This window comes from Rhodococcus sp. 06-235-1A, from assembly GCF_002258785.1.
Taxonomy (GTDB): Bacteria; Actinomycetota; Actinomycetes; order Mycobacteriales; family Mycobacteriaceae; genus Rhodococcoides.
This window is the reverse complement of sequence record NZ_NOYI01000006.1, coordinates 69,727-84,250: the sequence shown is the minus strand read 5'-3', so window position 1 is coordinate 84,250 and position 14,524 is coordinate 69,727. Positions and strand designations below refer to the sequence as shown.

The following is a 14,524-nucleotide window of genomic DNA, read 5'->3' as shown; positions in this document are numbered from 1 at the left end:
CCAGCGCCGATGGTACTGCACTCGACAGGGTGTGGGAGAGTAGGACACCGCCGAACACAACTTCAACCAGACAACCCCCGACCACCACGGTCGGGGGTTCTCTGCATTTCGAAACATCACCCCCACAGCCCAACCCACACACGCAACCGCCACACCCACCCCCGGCGCATACTCGGGTTCGTGTCCTCGAACACCGCGGGAGTCGACTCCGCACACAGCAGCTCTGCGTCTATGGCGAACGCGCGCGCATTCGCTGTCCGCGCGCACAATCGCACCCGGACCACCGACCATTTCCCGCGCACCTGACACACGCGCGCGCATTCGCAGACACCTCACCGGCCGGATCCGGGTGTCGGCGTCACTCCAGCTTCCCGTCACCCCGACAACCGCGTGCGACGGATCGTCCGAACAAACGCGCGCGCATTCGCCATCGGCGCGCACAATCGCACCCGGACCACCGACCATTTCCCGCGCACCTGACACACGCGCGCGCATTCGCAGACACCTGACCGGCCGGATCCGGGTGTCGGCGTCACTCCAGCTTCCCGTCACCCCGACAACCGCGTGCGACGGGTCGTCCGAACAAACGCGCGTGCATTCGCCATCCGTCGCGCATTCGCCGGGCGCTCGCACTGTCGCAGCCCGACCGCTCACCAGCCCCCGCGCATCTGAGACACGCGAGCGCATATGCAGTCGTGACCGCTTACACGTTCGATCCGACGGGTATGTGTTCGGCAGCGTCGAAGCTGCAGTACTCCGCTCGGACGCCGGCGGCATCGATCCTAGGGCCGAGTGCGCCCGGAACTGTGGTTCAGCCCGAAAGCATCCGTCGTGCAAAGGGATTCGACACGGCATGCCCATCCTTGCTCTTGGGCAAATTAATTCGGTGGAGTTCGTTGTCGAGACCGTGCATGATCGTCGAACAAGCACATCGCAGAGACCGTGGAGGTGGACAGTGACAGCAGAATCTGAGAATGCAGACCGGCGAGTCGTCTGTACGCGGTCTGTGATAGTTGCCGATCAAGCTCTCTGAGTAGAGCTTCGGGCCGAAGGTGATGTGTAGCCCTTCGGATTCTTCGCCACGCGGCAGTGTGCTGTGTTCGGCGTCCATTCTTGTTGTAGGAGAACACATGTACCAGTACGAGCAGATCTTGAACGAACACCGACAACGCGCCGCACGTGGCGTGCGAAACTACGAACGGCTACGGGTTGCAGCAGAAAGGGCAGCGAACAAGGTTGCGAGCACACCGAACTCGGCCGCTCGAGAGATCGATGACGACGAAGCACTCACTGTTTGGGAGCCTGCGGAATCCGAGTTGGATCTCGGCGCGGGGGCGTCCTCGCTGCGCTGACGGTCAGTGCTGGACGAGATCGGAATACTTGTCTCCCGCTGCTTCGATGAAGTCGCGAACGAACCAGCATGCAGGGACGACACGGAGTCCTTGCATGCTGGTGTCATCGAGGGCGTGCTCGGTGAGGGCAGCGGCGAATCCCCGTCCACGAAAATGCGGAAGAGTCACTGTGTGATGGAACGTCCTGATTCCGTCCCGTTCGAGGTACTCGGAGTAGCCGGCCAACTCGGAGTCGACGTAGATCTCGAACCGGTGGTCGGCGTTGTCGTGGGTGATCGTCGCAGACATCGTGGTGCCTCCTGGGAGAAGTTCGGTGTCTTCACGGTAACCGGCACTTGGCGGACAGGGTGTTCGGCGGTTACTCGAGCGAGGGTCGAAGCAGTAGGGTGAGGGAAACCGAGTCGTGCAGGCGCCACCCGTCGCAACACCTCTCTTCATAAGTACGGGGCGCTCTCGAGGCTGAAGGTGGCAATCCGTGGAAGACACATCCGACCGGGGAATCAAGGCATTCATACGAACTGTCACGCAGCGCGGTGGGCGTGCGGAGCGGCTGACGACATCGCGCCGCAACCCCGTTCAGGTCTGGTCGATGGACGGCAAGTCCTCGTGCATCGTTCGAGTGCGATCGAAAGTGGCAGGGGACTGGAAGGCACGTCGGCAGGACGAGTCGCTCGAGAGTGACGACACCGGATCGTCCTACTGGGTGTTCGTCGACCTCGCGAACGAAGAGCCGCGCTTCTATGTGGTTTCCTCGGAAGAGATGGCCACCGATATTCGCGGAGAAGTCGATCTCTGGGTTCAGGATTCGCCCCTCCGCACCAGGACCGGTCATCATGCGATCGCCGTGGACCGGGTTGCGCACGGCAGCGAGCGGTGGGACCTGTTGGGGCTGAGCTCGACCCTGGACGCCACCATCGATGTCGGTCCCGAACAGACGTGGGTTCGTACCCCGCGGGTGAAGGCACCCCGCAAGTCGGCCAAGGCTGCGGTGGAGGAGGAGGTCATCGACAATCGGGTGCGGGTGGTCGCCGACTGCGAGGGATACCGCCTGAGCGGACGCTACGACCCCGAGACTCAGCGACTCGAGATCACCGCTGGACCGATGGAAGGCAGACGGTTCGACAACCCGTCCGTTGCTGCCAGCGCTGTGGCCACGCACATCAGCGGCGACGTCGAAGAGCGTGACGGCTGGCAGTTCTGGCAGCTGGACACCCCTGATCGTGCCCCGCTGGGATCGTTTCAGTAGAGAAGTAAAAACTCGCGACGGCTTTGTTGTGACTCCTCACGAAATCGGCATTTACCGTGAAAACGGGACAAAGGTCCGATTAACCTGACGCTGGTAGGACGAGCTCCCTCTTTAGCCCCTGGGTCGAATCGTTGTTCGAGAGTTCGTCCGTGCATCGTAATTCGGGTATCAGCGAGCTCAACGGTCGACAGTGCGAGGGGTGCTGTCGACCGTGGGGAGAGGTATTCACCATGGATCATTTTTTCCGGTCGGGCTCAGCTCACGCGTCGCGTTTCCTGTTCCTCATCGCGCAGTTCGTCGATCGACGAATTCCAGCCGAGTTCTTCGCAACCCAGTTTCGTGAACTACAGAACACGCAATCCACCTATCTCGATTCCGACGTGTCGTCCGTGATCGGAATGCTGTCGGTGGATGTCGGTGCCTACCTGGGTGACGTCGAGATCCGCGGTGTCGACTACATCGACTCCGAGCAGTTGTGGATGGCTGCCGGGCAGGCGTTCCGTGATCTGATGACTGTCCAGTCCGAGCACTTCGAGCGTGAGGCCGGCTGACTGCCCGCGGCAGACGTCAGCGGAATCGATCGCGCTGCCGCAGCAGATCTTCGAGCCGAAATCGTCGATGAGTTCCGCGCATCTCGATCGGCAAGTCGCCTGAATCGGCCAACCGTCTGACGTAGGTGTCGGACACGCCGAGTACTTCTGCGGCTTGCGAGGTCGTCAGCAGTTCGTCGACTGTGCCGATCGCGACCGCTCTGCCGGTAGCCAGCTGGATGAGGAGTTCGAGCACCGCACCGCGTGTTTCGTCGTCGAGGTGCACCGTCGAATCTCCGATCCTGACCTCGACGTCCGCGCTGGTCCGGTCGTGCACGACTGATGAGAGCAGTGCGGCCGCGCGCGATGCGAGAGCAGGCACGACGAATCGGAAGTCCATTCGACCAGAGTAGAAGCGGGCAGTACGCATAGGCTCGAGGCACCCCGACTCACAAGGAGTGTTTCAGTGCCGCAGTTGTTGCACCTCGATTCGTCCGCCGACCCGGCTCGTTCGGTCAGCCGCCGCGTGACTGCCCGATTCTCTGACGACTGGCATGCGATCGGCACCGACCATTCGGTGATTCATCGTGACCTGCACCTGAATCCGCTGCCGCACTTGCCCACCTCGGCACTGCACTGGGCACCCCATCTGCGCACCGCAGACGAAACCGTCGAGGCTTCCGCCGAGGCGCTGCAGATCGAACTGATCGAGGAACTGATCTCGGCCGACGTGGTGTTGATCGGTGCGCCGATGTACAACTGGTCGATACCGTCGACCCTGAAGGCGTGGATCGACTACGTGCACGTTCCTGGAATCACCGTGCCCTTCGACACCCGTACGGCACCCCTCGTCGGCAAACCTGCAGTCGTGGTGACCAGTCGTGGCAACGACTACACCCCCGGTACCGAAGGCGAATCCGCCGACCACACCACGGCGCAGCTACGTCAGGTTCTCGGCGTCGCACTTGGTATGGACGTCCATTTCGTTCCGATCGACCTGACGCTCGCCGAGCGTGTACCAGCACTCGCACCGCAGATTCCGCAGGCTCGCGCCAATCTCGAGGCCGCGTATTCGGCCGTCGACGACCTCGCGCTGCAGTTGGGCGGAGCATTGCCCAGGTGAGAGCCGAGTAGCCTGGCGAGGTGCTATCGAACGGCCCAGGCAACGACACCACCCGTGGCAACCACGGATCGGGTCGCCATCGCATCCACTCACCGTCGCACCAGCGTGGTCTCGCGCTTCGGATCGGACGGGTCGTCGTTGCGACCGCTGCCGTTGCCTCGATTGCGGTGAGCGGGATCGGGTTCGCGGTCTACCGCGAGGCCACCACGGGATTGACCACCTCGGACGCTCTCGACGGGATCGCTGACAACGATCCGAGTCGCAACGGCCGAGACACCAACATCTTGTTGATCGGCCTCGACAGCCGCAAGGACATGGACGGAAACGACCTGCCTGCCGAGTTCGTCACCGATGCGCTGCACGCCGGCGACAGTGATGTGGGCGGATACAACACCAATACGCTGTTGTTGGTTCACCTTCCGGCCGACGGTGGCCGTGCGACTGCACTCTCGATACCTCGTGACGATTACGTCGATGTACCCGGATACGGCAAGCGAAAGATCAAGGAAGCGTACGGACTCGCCAAGGCCGACGCCGATACGGAGTTGCTCGACCAGGGGGTCACCGACTCGGCGGAGCGTGAGCGGAAAGCGCGGGAAGCAGGTCGACGATCGACGTTGACAGCAGTTCGTGATCTGCTCGACGTACCGATCGACCACTTCGCCGAAGTGAACCTTCTGGGCTTCTACGATGTGGCGACGGCCGTCGGACCCATTCGGGTGTGCTTGAACAATCCGGTCGACGACAGCTACTCGGGCGCTGACTTCCCCGCGGGAGCGCAAGAACTGAGTGCCTCGCAAGCCTTGTCCTTCGTACGGCAACGCCACGGCCTCGACAACGGTGATCTCGACCGAACCAAACGACAGCAGGCCTTCGTGGCCGGAGTGATGGCAAAGCTCAGCTCCTCCGGCATCCTCGCGAACATCAGCGAACTACGCGCGCTGGTAGCGGGCACCAAGAACGACATCGTCATCGACGCATCGCTGGATCCGATGACTCTCGCCGGGCAGGCCGGTGCCGTCATGCAGGGCGACATCGACTTCTACACGCTGCCCATCACGGGCTACGAGACAGTCGACGGGCAAGACGTCAATCTCGTCGATGTGGACGCGATCAGGGCCGAGACCGCACGGCTGATCGGCAATGTGCCGCCGCCCACTCCGTCGATCACAGCGGTACCCACGCCGACCAGCGCAGCGCCGGTCGAGGTCGCGGCACCGGATCCGGCTCAGGATCTACCCGCGGCACCCGACGAAGGCGTCCACAGCGACGGCGGCATTCCCTGCGTCGACTGAGCCCTACGTCGATTGAACGGTTGCTCGGTTGTTCAGGGCTTGGATGCGCTGAGCAGAACATCCATCAGCTGCTTCTCGACTGCGGCGAACTGGGGAGTCGTCACGATGTCGAGTCCGCGTGGTCGGGGAAGCGTCACCTCGACCTGCCGTCGTACATGGGCGGGCCGGGGAGAGAGGACGATCACGCGGTCGGAGAGGTAGACCGCCTCGCGGATGTCGTGGGTGACCATCAGCACCGTCCACCGAAACTCCGACCACACCTGCTGCAACCACGCTTGCATGTCGCTACGAGTCAGAGAGTCGAGTGCGCCGAACGGCTCATCGAGCAGGAGCACCGATCGTCCCTGCACCACCGTGCGCAGCAGTGCAGCGCGTTGGCGCATACCGCCGGAGAGCTCGGCGGGCCTGGCAGACTCGTACCCGTCGAGGCCGAACACCGGGAACAACTCCCATGCCCTGGCCCGTGCCTCCTTCTTCGCGACTCCCTGCACTTCGAGACCGAGCGTGGTGTTGTCCAGCACGGATCGCCAGGGAAACAACAAGTCCTTCTGCGGCATGTAGGCGCACGGCGGGACGCGAACAGTGCCGGAATCCGGTCGGTCGAGTCCGGCCAGCATATTGAACACCGTGCTCTTGCCGGAGCCGCTGGGTCCGATGATCGAGACGAATTCGCCGGGCTGTGCGGCGAACGAAATGCCGTCGAGCACAAGCTTTTCCCCGAACGATTTCGTGAGGTCGCGGACGTCGATGCAGTTGTCGACGGTGGTGGGGTCAGACATCGAGACCCACCGAACCGTGGCGTGCCCAGGGAGCGACCAATCGCTCCACCACGAAAGTCGACACGAAGAGGAGCACACTGATCACGGCCGTGACGGCGACGGCAGCCAGCACCAGATCGGTTCGAAACGAGTTCTTCTGCTGGCTCATGTAGATTCCGAGTCCTGCACTCGCCCCAGCGTATTCGGCGAAGATGGCCCCGACGACCGCGTAGGTGATTCCGATGCGCAGAGAGGTGAAGAAGCGGGGTAGCGCAGAGGGTAACCGTACGTACCGAAACTGTTGCCAGCGTGAAGCGCCCATGCTGGCCAGCAGGGATCGCGCATCGCGATCGGCTGCGGCGAAACCCTCGATGAGCCCGATGGCCATCGGAAAGAAAGTGGCCAGCGCGATCACCAGAATCTTCGGGAGCAGACCGAAGCCGAACCAAATGATCAGCAACGGTGCGATCGCAATGATCGGGAGTGTCTGCGACACGACGAAGAGCGGGACGAACGCCCGCCTCAACCAGGGCGAGAAATCCACCGCGACGGCAAGCAACCAGGCCAGGGCCAACGAGACCGCGAAGCCGACGAGGGTCACCTGCAGGGTCGCCGCCGCATTCTCGGCGATCGTATCGCGCTGCGCCCAACCCTGGACCACCACGCGGCCGGGGGACGGCAGCACCTGTGGCCGGATGCCGCTGATCTCGACGTAGATCTGCCAGGTGGCGATGAGCGCAGCGACGACGGTCAATGCAGGCCACGCCCAGCGCAGCGAGGCTCGGATACCGCTGAACGAGAACGTGTCTCGGTCAGTGGTGACCGGCTTATCGATCGCCGAGGTAGTCATTGGTGAAGTAGGTCGACCAGTCCGGCTCCGCCGTCAGAGGTGCCCCGTTCTGATCGGCCAGCACACCGCTCTCGTACAGAAACTTCGAGTAGGCGGTCCACTTGTCGAGGTTCTGCCTGCCTACCTCGCCCGCGGCGTCCTTCATGTACTTCGACGCAAGCATTTCCTGGCTCTCGAAGACGAGAGATTCGTCGGTGAAGGTTCCGGGATTGGCGTCGATCAGATCATGGGCGGCCTTGTCCGGATCGTCGGCAGCGAGTTGGTACCCGCGCTGCAGTGCCTGCACGAACTTCTTCGCCTCGTCAGGGTGGGCGTCGAGCCACGGTTCGTTGCCGCTGATCGTGATCGCGTAGGCATCGGGAAATCCGTAGTCGGTGTAGTCGAAGTACTTCATCGGGGTTCCGCTGTGTTCGGCTTCGATGCCCTCCCACGCGAAGTAGGAGACGGTGAAGTCCGCGGTACCGGAATATACCGCCTCGTATGCCGAGGTTCCCAGCACTACTGTCTCGTATTCGCCTGTGCCACCGTCGTTCTTGATGACCTGCTGAAGTCCGGCTTGCTCGCCGGACTCGCCGAAGCCGGCGTAGACCTTGCCGTCGAGTGCTTTCGGGCTCGGAATGTCTTCTCGGTCCGCCCGTACTCCGATTCCGGTCGCCCAATGCTGCAGCGGCGCAAGGACGGAGACTGTCTGTGCGCCTGCAGAGGTCGCGAATACGCCCGAACTCTGCGTGCTGATGCCGAACTCGGCGTTACCCGCATCGACGAGAGTGTCGGCCGCGGTGTTGTTGTACGGCAGAATTTCCACGTCGAGCCCGGCGTCGGCGAAATAGCCCTCCTGAAGGGCGACGTAGAGTCCGGTGTGATTGGTGTTCGGGGTCCAGTCGAGGGCAAACCGGATCGTGTCGGAGTCGGTCGACTCCGAGCAGCCGGCGACTCCGGTCGTCGCAAGGAGTGCCGCGGTCAGCGCAGTGAGAATTCGAGTGGCTCTCATGCGTACACAGCATTCTCGGCCAGGGGCCACGGTGTGGGATGTAATGCGCTGTCCCAGAACATCAATTCGTATCTCGACGCGACAACGAATGCGTCGATCATCTGTTCGCGCTGCGCAGGGGTCGCGGCGGCTGCGGCGTCGTCGACGAAGGTCTTCGCAGCGTCGACGATGGCATGGAATTCGGGTGCGTCGTACGCGGCCACCCACTGTGCGTACGGGTGTTCGGGTTCGCGATCGAGAACCGTTTTCGCAGCGTCAGCGAGTGAGCGGCCGACGTCGGCGTAGATCCAGAAGCAGGGCAGCACTGCCGCTGCCGCTACGGGATACGGTTCCGTCGCTGCCGTCGCCGTCAGGTAGGACGTGTAGCCGAGGCATGCGGGGGAGGGCTCCGGCACCTCGGTCGACGGGGGAAGTGCCCCACCGGTCAGCATGGCCTCGTGCGACGCCGCTTCGTCCATGGCGCTCGAGGCCGCGCTCGCCCAGAATGCTCCGGCGACCGGACCCGGTGCGTGCGCTGCCAACAGAGACAGCGACTTCACGTAGCCGCCCAGGTAGAGCGAGTCCTGCTCGAGGTATCGACGGAACGCATCGAGCGGAAGTGTTCCCGCTCCGAGCAGCCGGAGGAACTCGAGGTCGACTATCGCGCGTCGAATGTTCTCGGACGCATTCCACAGTAGATCGGTGAAGCGGACCGGGTCCGCAGATACAACAGGCGTCATCGCCTTGACATCCCTTCGTCAGCATTACCTGCATCAGGTTCGGCGGGTTTGATCTCAGCATCCGCATCGGCGGACACACCCCGTGTCAGAACGAAAGCGACAGTAACACCGGTCACTCGGTGTCGATGCCGCCGCCCCTGTATCTGCGGTTCGGCCTCAGCCCAGCATGTCTTCGAGTTCCATGCCCTTGGTCTCGCTGATCTTGGCCTTGACGAAGAAGAACGAGAGCGCAGCGAACAGTGCGAAGCCTGCGTAGATGACCCACAGCCCGACCGACGACGTGAGCGGTGGGAATGCAAGCGTGACAGCGAAATTGGCGACCCAGTTGGCCGCGGTACCGATTCCTAGCGCCATCGCGCGCATGCGGTTGGGGAACATCTCGCCGAGCATCACCCACATGATCGGACCCCAGGTTGACGCGAAGAAGATCACGAACAGGTTGGCACCGATCAACGCGATGGCACCCCACGGAGCCGGCAGTGTGACGTCGTCCCCGCTTCCGGTCGCCTGCGAGAACGCGACGGACGCCATGACGAGTCCGCCGAACATGCCGATGGAACCTGCCATCAGCAGTTTGCGCCTGCCGATTCGGTCGACGAACAGGATTGCCACGAACGTCATGACCACGTTGATGACGGCGGTGATGACAGAGGTGGTGAACGACTGATCCTCGGTGAAACCGACCGAGCGCCACAGCGTCGTCGAGTAGTAGAAGATCGCGTTGATGCCGACCAGCTGCTGCAGCACGGCCATGGTGATGCCTACCCAGACGATCGGTTGCAGGCCGAACTTGGGCCCGCGGATGTCGGCGAACGACGAGCGTGACTCCTTGCGGAGCGTCAGTCTGATCTCGTGGACGCGTTCGTCGGGATGCAGTTCACCGGTGATCTCGGCGAGGACTCGGGCTGCCTCGTCGTCGAGATGCTGACCCACCAGGTAGCGCGGGGATTCCGGGATCAGCGTTGCCAGCAGCCCGTACACCAGCGCGGGAACCACGCCGACGAGGAACATCCAGCGCCATGCTTCGATGCCGAACCACAGGTCGTTGGAGGCACCGTCGGCAGCACCGGCGAGCAGAGCGTCGGACAGCAAGGCGGCGAAAATGCCGATGGTGATGGCCAATTGCTGCAGCGAAGCCAGGGCTCCGCGCCACTTGGCAGGAGCGATCTCGGCAATGTACGCCGGTGCGATCACCGAGGCGATGCCGATTCCCAGTCCACCGAGTACTCGCCAGAGCATGAGATCGGGGACGCTGAAAGCCAATCCGGAACCGATCGAGGAAATGACGAACAAGGCCGAGCCGAGCAGCATGACCTTCTTGCGTCCCCATCGGTCTGCGAGGCTGCCGGCGAACCAGGCCCCCACTGCGCATCCGATCAGGGCGATCGCGACCACGAAGCCGGTGGTGAACGAGCCGAGGAGGAAGTGATCTTCGATGGAGTCGACGGCTCCGTTGATGACCGAGCTGTCGAAACCGAACAGGAACCCGCCCACAGCAGCGGCGACGCTGACGCCGATGACCTTCGCTGTGTGACGGTCCGAGGTCTGATTCATGAGTGACGCACCTTCCGGCCGCGCGCACGGGCGTCGGCCGCTGGGGAGACCGTACGGCAGGAATTGTCGTACCGTCCCTGGACATTACGCCTGGTAATTTGCTGAGCGAACGAGACCGTCAGCGAAGGTCGAAATCCTCGGCCGAGACAGTGAATCCGTGACCGACCTGATCGGTACAGGTCACCCCGGCCTGTTCGTCGATGCTGCACTGCAGTCCGTTGGTCGAGCCGCTTCCAGGGACGGTGAGAACCTCGCCGTACGGCAACGCCGCTGCGGGGCCGTCGAAACGATGGAACTTGGGGTCGCCGAGACTCTCGAACTTCGCCGGTGATCCGGCAATCAGTTGCACTGCGTTGGGCTTCACAGCAGTTCCCGATGTGCCACTGCCGGGAACCTTCGGCGCCGAATCGGGAAGCGAACCGTGGCAACCGGCGATCGAGGTGTCGAGTACGGCGATGCCGCACTCGAATTTTCCGCTGGGGCTGGAGAAGTAGTACCAGCCCGGAGCTTTGCCGGCATAGTCCTGCGGCTTCGCCTGGGCTGCAGCCGAACTCGTGGGTGCCGCTGTGGAGGTGGATGTGGGCGGTGTCGTCGAGGTCGGTGCGGTCGTCGGCACGCTGCGGGTCGCGGACGGAACCGAGGTGATCGGGGTCGGCCGGTCGGTGACGATCGTCGCCATCGGCCCGTTGGCATCGCCACCCGAACCGCAGGCGGCCGACAGGCCCATCATCACGACTAGCGCTGCGGCACATCCGATTCTCTTCATCGTCGATTCCTTCGCTCGCGGGCGACGGTGTCGAACGTGATGTCGCCGACGCGGTGGATGATGTTGGTACGTTGGGCAACGACCGAGCAGGAGGTTCGATGGACACCACGTCTGACTCCACCGTATGCGTGAGCACGCCGTACGGTGACGTCCTCGGCTATCCGGTCGTCGGCGACACTTCGCCGATCGTGGCCTGGCGGGGCATCCCCTACGCGACACCGCCGGTGGGGCAGCTCAGGTTCCGGGCACCCAGACCACTGCAGCCGTGGTCCGGCGTGCTCGACGGCCTCGAGTTCGGCGCAATGGCCCCGCAGGGGCGCGACAGTCCGGTGCCGATCGATCCCTCGTTGTCGATCTCCGAGGACTGCCTCACGCTCAATGTCTGGGCCCCGCGTCCCGACGGGGAGCAGCGTCCGGTGCTCGTGTGGATCCATGGAGGCGCGTACTCGCTCGGTTCGTCGGCGCAGCGGGTCTACGACGGTCGGAACCTGAGCGAGAACGGCGACGTGGTGGTGGTGACCGTCAATTTTCGTCTCGGCGCATTCGGTTTTCTCGACCTCTCGTCCTTCTCCACCGACGAGCACACGTTCGAGACCAATCTCGGACTGCGAGACCAGATCGCAGCCCTCGAGTGGGTACGCGAATGCATCTCGTCGTTCGGCGGAAATCCCGACCAGGTCACGGTGTTCGGCGAATCCTCCGGTGGTGCGTCCGTCACGACGTTGATGACGTCCCCGAAGGCCGAGGGCCTGTTTCAGCAGGCAATCGTGCAGAGCGCTCCTGCGACGTCGGTGTACGGGCCCGATCGAGGGGCCGCGGTGGCATCGAGGTTCCTGGAGTTGGTGGGTGTCGACCCGGCGGACATCGGCGAATTGCTCGACATGCATTTCACCAGGCTGGTCACGGCGGGAGACATCCTCTGCTACGAGATCCCGACGAGAGTTCCGGGCACACTGGGGCTTTCGCCGGTCGTGGATGGAGACATCGTCCCGCGCTATCCGGTGGCAGCGTTCCAGAAAGGCCTCTCGCACAGGATTCCACTGATCATCGGCACCAATCACGACGAGCCGTCGATCTTCCGATTCATGAAGTCCCCGCTGATGCCGATCACCTCCGACACCGTCTCGGAGATGTTCCGGGCCATTGCACACGATCACGCCGATCTGCCGGCCTATCGCGTCGCCGAAATCATGGCGGCGTACCCGGACAGGGACAAACCGGCCGGCGCACAAGCCATGTCGCGTGATGCAGGATTCGTCATGCCGAGCATGTGGATCGCCGACGCGCACAGCAGGCACTCGCCGACATGGATGTACAGGTTCGATCACGCGACGCCGATGCTCAAGGCCGCCCGTGTGGGTGCCGGACACGCCACGGAGCTGCCGTACGTATTCGGCAATTTCGGGACGCTGAACCGAGATCCGACGTTCTGGCTCGGCGGCCGTAAACCGGCCATGGCGGTGTCGGCGCGAATACAGAGACGGTGGCTCGCATTTGCGCGGTACGGGGTGCCCGCGGCGTTGGACGCGTCCAAACACTGGGCTCCGTACACAGAGAAGGCGCGCTGGACCCTGGTGATCGATACGTCCGACACCCTCGTCGACGATCCCGACGGCGACATGCGCGCCGCATGGGGCGACCGCGTTCTGGGATTCAGCTGACACGTGCGCCATCCGTTATCGCACGGGCGTCGCTGACATGAATCGAACGTAACAGCAACAACACCAGTCGCAGGAGTCTCACCGGTAACAATTGGATGTCAGCACGCTGTCGGTGGCGGCGGTTATGTTCGGTGTGTGTTGATGTCCAGGATCGTCGAAACCTCCCGTGCCGTGGCTGCGACGCGCTCGCGCAAGGTCAAGATCGAGCAGCTGAGCGTGCTGCTCGCCGCGGCGGATGCCGGTGACATCGAGCCCGCCGTCTCGTGGCTGTCGGGGGAGTTGCCGCAGGGTCGGATAGGTGTCGGCTGGCGCACTCTCGCCGATCTCGACGTTGCGTCGGCTGCGGAGTCGACGCTGACGGTGGCCGAGGTGGAAGAGTCGATTTCCGCGGTTGCGTCGACGTCGGGCGCGGGTTCGGCTGCGCGTCGGGTAGCGCTGCTCAGCGACTTGTTCTCTCGCAGTACTGCCGAGGAGCGTCAGTTTCTGATCGGACTCGTCACCGGCGAGCTGCGTCAGGGCGCGCTCGAAGGAATCATGGTCGACGCCGTCGCTGCCGCGACGAACCTCCCGCAGGGCGCGGTGCGTCGCGCATTCATGCTCTCGGGCCGCCTGTCCGCCACCGCGGTTGCTGCAATCACCGGTGGCGTCGAGGCGCTGGATGCGTTCCGTCTCGAGGTAGGACGCCCGGTCCGCCCGATGCTGGCCTCGCCCGCAGAATCTCTGCTCGCGGCATGGGAGCAACTGGACGGCGACGTCACGGTCGAATACAAGCTCGACGGCGCTCGTATTCAAGTGCATCGTTCCGGAACCGACGTGAATATCTACACCCGTACCCTGCGTGACATCACGTCGAGCGTGCCCGAGTTGGTGGAACTCGTACTGGCCCTGCCGTGTGAGTCGGTGGTACTCGACGGAGAGACCCTCGCGCTCGAGGACAGTGGACGACCTCGACCGTTCCAGGAAACCATGAGTCGGTTCGGCGCGGAAAGTGCACACGAGCTCCTGCTGCAGCCGTACTTCTTCGACTGCGTGCACCTCGACGGTGTCGACCTGCTCGATGCACCACTCGAGCAGCGGCTGGCTGCACTGGACCGGGTGGCACCGGGGCACAGAATCCCCAGCGTCGTCCGGCCCGATGCCGACGAGGCAGCGGCCCATTTCGACGCTGCTCTCGAAGCCGGTCACGAGGGGGTCATGCTCAAGGCACTCAGCGCCCCGTACGCGGCGGGCCGACGCGGAAAGAGCTGGCAGAAGGTCAAACCCGAGCACACCCTCGACCTCGTCGTACTCGGTGCCGAGTGGGGATACGGCCGCCGCACCGGTTTCCTGTCCAACCTGCACCTCGGGGCACGCGATCCCGATGGCGGCGACCCGATCATGGTCGGTAAGACGTTCAAGGGATTGACCGACGTTCTGTTGCAGTGGCAGACGGACGAATTCCCCAAACACGAGCGAGAGCGGGACGAGCACACCGTGTACCTGCGCCCGGAACTGATCGTCGAAATCGAACTCGACGGCGTGCAAGTCAGCCCGCGCTACCCGGGCGGAGTGGCCCTCCGATTCGCGCGCGTGCTGCGATACCGACCCGACAAGAATCTCGGAACGGCAGACACCATCGACGCCGTACGCGCATTGCTCCCGAACTCGGGTTCCTGACCCAGTACGCACCGTCCGACGAT

At 63.5% G+C, this 14,524-nt stretch carries 15 protein-coding genes and 1 riboswitch; of the genes, 7 read left to right on the top strand and 8 right to left on the bottom strand.

What is annotated here, in order from left to right; genetic code table 11:
- The first annotated feature begins 1,130 nt into the window (after positions 1 to 1,130).
- Positions 1,131 to 1,352 (top strand): hypothetical protein, encoded by a 222-nt coding sequence (locus CH275_RS04445; RefSeq protein ID WP_094675584.1) that lies wholly within the window; start codon positions 1,131 to 1,133, stop codon positions 1,350 to 1,352.
- A 3-nt stretch (positions 1,353 to 1,355) separates the two neighbouring features.
- Here CH275_RS04445 and CH275_RS04440 read toward each other — a convergent pair whose 3' ends face one another.
- Positions 1,356 to 1,640, bottom strand: a complete 285-nt coding sequence (locus CH275_RS04440) for a GNAT family N-acetyltransferase (protein WP_094675582.1) — start codon at positions 1,638 to 1,640, stop codon at positions 1,356 to 1,358.
- A gap of 187 nt (positions 1,641 to 1,827) precedes the next feature.
- On the opposite strand from CH275_RS04440, the gene CH275_RS04435 reads away from it, so the two are divergent.
- Positions 1,828 to 2,598 carry a hypothetical protein gene (locus CH275_RS04435; protein ID WP_094675580.1) on the top strand — a complete coding sequence of 257 codons (771 nt, stop codon included), beginning with the start codon at positions 1,828 to 1,830 and terminating at the stop codon, positions 2,596 to 2,598.
- Between the two features lie 230 nt (positions 2,599 to 2,828).
- Entirely contained in the window at positions 2,829 to 3,149 is a 321-nt protein-coding gene (locus CH275_RS04430) for a homoserine dehydrogenase (protein WP_094675578.1), read from the top strand.
- A gap of 16 nt (positions 3,150 to 3,165) precedes the next feature.
- Here CH275_RS04430 and CH275_RS04425 read toward each other — a convergent pair whose 3' ends face one another.
- Positions 3,166 to 3,528, bottom strand: coding sequence for a helix-turn-helix domain-containing protein (locus tag CH275_RS04425; RefSeq protein ID WP_094675576.1), 363 nt, complete (start codon positions 3,526 to 3,528; stop codon positions 3,166 to 3,168).
- 66 nt (positions 3,529 to 3,594) lie between these two features.
- On the opposite strand from CH275_RS04425, the gene CH275_RS04420 reads away from it, so the two are divergent.
- Together CH275_RS04420 and CH275_RS04415 are read left to right on the top strand one after the other, a co-directional pair.
- Complete coding sequence (locus tag CH275_RS04420) at positions 3,595 to 4,251, top strand: FMN-dependent NADH-azoreductase (protein WP_094675574.1); 657 nt, start codon at positions 3,595 to 3,597, stop codon at positions 4,249 to 4,251.
- A gap of 20 nt (positions 4,252 to 4,271) precedes the next feature.
- Positions 4,272 to 5,546, top strand: coding sequence for an LCP family protein (locus CH275_RS04415; RefSeq protein WP_094675572.1), 1,275 nt, complete (start codon positions 4,272 to 4,274; stop codon positions 5,544 to 5,546).
- 32 nt (positions 5,547 to 5,578) lie between these two features.
- On the opposite strand, the gene CH275_RS04410 is transcribed toward CH275_RS04415, so the two are convergent.
- From CH275_RS04410 to CH275_RS29845, 6 genes are all read right to left on the bottom strand, one after another.
- Positions 5,579 to 6,325 carry an ABC transporter ATP-binding protein gene (locus CH275_RS04410; protein ID WP_094675570.1) on the bottom strand — a complete coding sequence of 249 codons (747 nt, stop codon included), beginning with the start codon at positions 6,323 to 6,325 and terminating at the stop codon, positions 5,579 to 5,581.
- Positions 6,318 to 7,154, bottom strand: a complete 837-nt coding sequence (locus CH275_RS04405) for an ABC transporter permease (RefSeq protein WP_094675568.1) — start codon at positions 7,152 to 7,154, stop codon at positions 6,318 to 6,320. The genes CH275_RS04410 and CH275_RS04405 overlap by 8 nt, the downstream gene beginning before the upstream one ends.
- Positions 7,132 to 8,145 (bottom strand): ABC transporter substrate-binding protein, encoded by a 1,014-nt coding sequence (locus tag CH275_RS04400; protein WP_094675566.1) that lies wholly within the window; start codon positions 8,143 to 8,145, stop codon positions 7,132 to 7,134. The genes CH275_RS04405 and CH275_RS04400 overlap by 23 nt, the downstream gene beginning before the upstream one ends.
- Positions 8,142 to 8,864 carry a TenA family protein gene (locus CH275_RS04395; protein WP_094675606.1) on the bottom strand — a complete coding sequence of 241 codons (723 nt, stop codon included), beginning with the start codon at positions 8,862 to 8,864 and terminating at the stop codon, positions 8,142 to 8,144. The genes CH275_RS04400 and CH275_RS04395 overlap by 4 nt, the downstream gene beginning before the upstream one ends.
- Positions 8,858 to 8,957, bottom strand: a riboswitch (TPP riboswitch). Its footprint overlaps the gene before it by 7 nt.
- A 63-nt stretch (positions 8,958 to 9,020) precedes the next feature.
- Positions 9,021 to 10,418, bottom strand: coding sequence for a sugar porter family MFS transporter (locus tag CH275_RS04390; RefSeq protein ID WP_094675564.1), 1,398 nt, complete (start codon positions 10,416 to 10,418; stop codon positions 9,021 to 9,023).
- A 118-nt stretch (positions 10,419 to 10,536) separates the two neighbouring features.
- Positions 10,537 to 11,184, bottom strand: a complete 648-nt coding sequence (locus tag CH275_RS29845; RefSeq protein WP_256990850.1) for a hypothetical protein — start codon at positions 11,182 to 11,184, stop codon at positions 10,537 to 10,539.
- A 98-nt stretch (positions 11,185 to 11,282) separates the two neighbouring features.
- On the opposite strand from CH275_RS29845, the gene CH275_RS04375 reads away from it, so the two are divergent.
- Both CH275_RS04375 and CH275_RS04370 read left to right on the top strand, forming a co-directional pair.
- Complete coding sequence (locus tag CH275_RS04375; protein ID WP_094675602.1) at positions 11,283 to 12,845, top strand: carboxylesterase/lipase family protein; 1,563 nt, start codon at positions 11,283 to 11,285, stop codon at positions 12,843 to 12,845.
- Between the two features lie 135 nt (positions 12,846 to 12,980).
- Positions 12,981 to 14,501, top strand: a complete 1,521-nt coding sequence (locus CH275_RS04370) for an ATP-dependent DNA ligase (protein WP_094675560.1) — start codon at positions 12,981 to 12,983, stop codon at positions 14,499 to 14,501.
- The last annotated feature ends 23 nt before the right edge of the window (positions 14,502 to 14,524 follow it).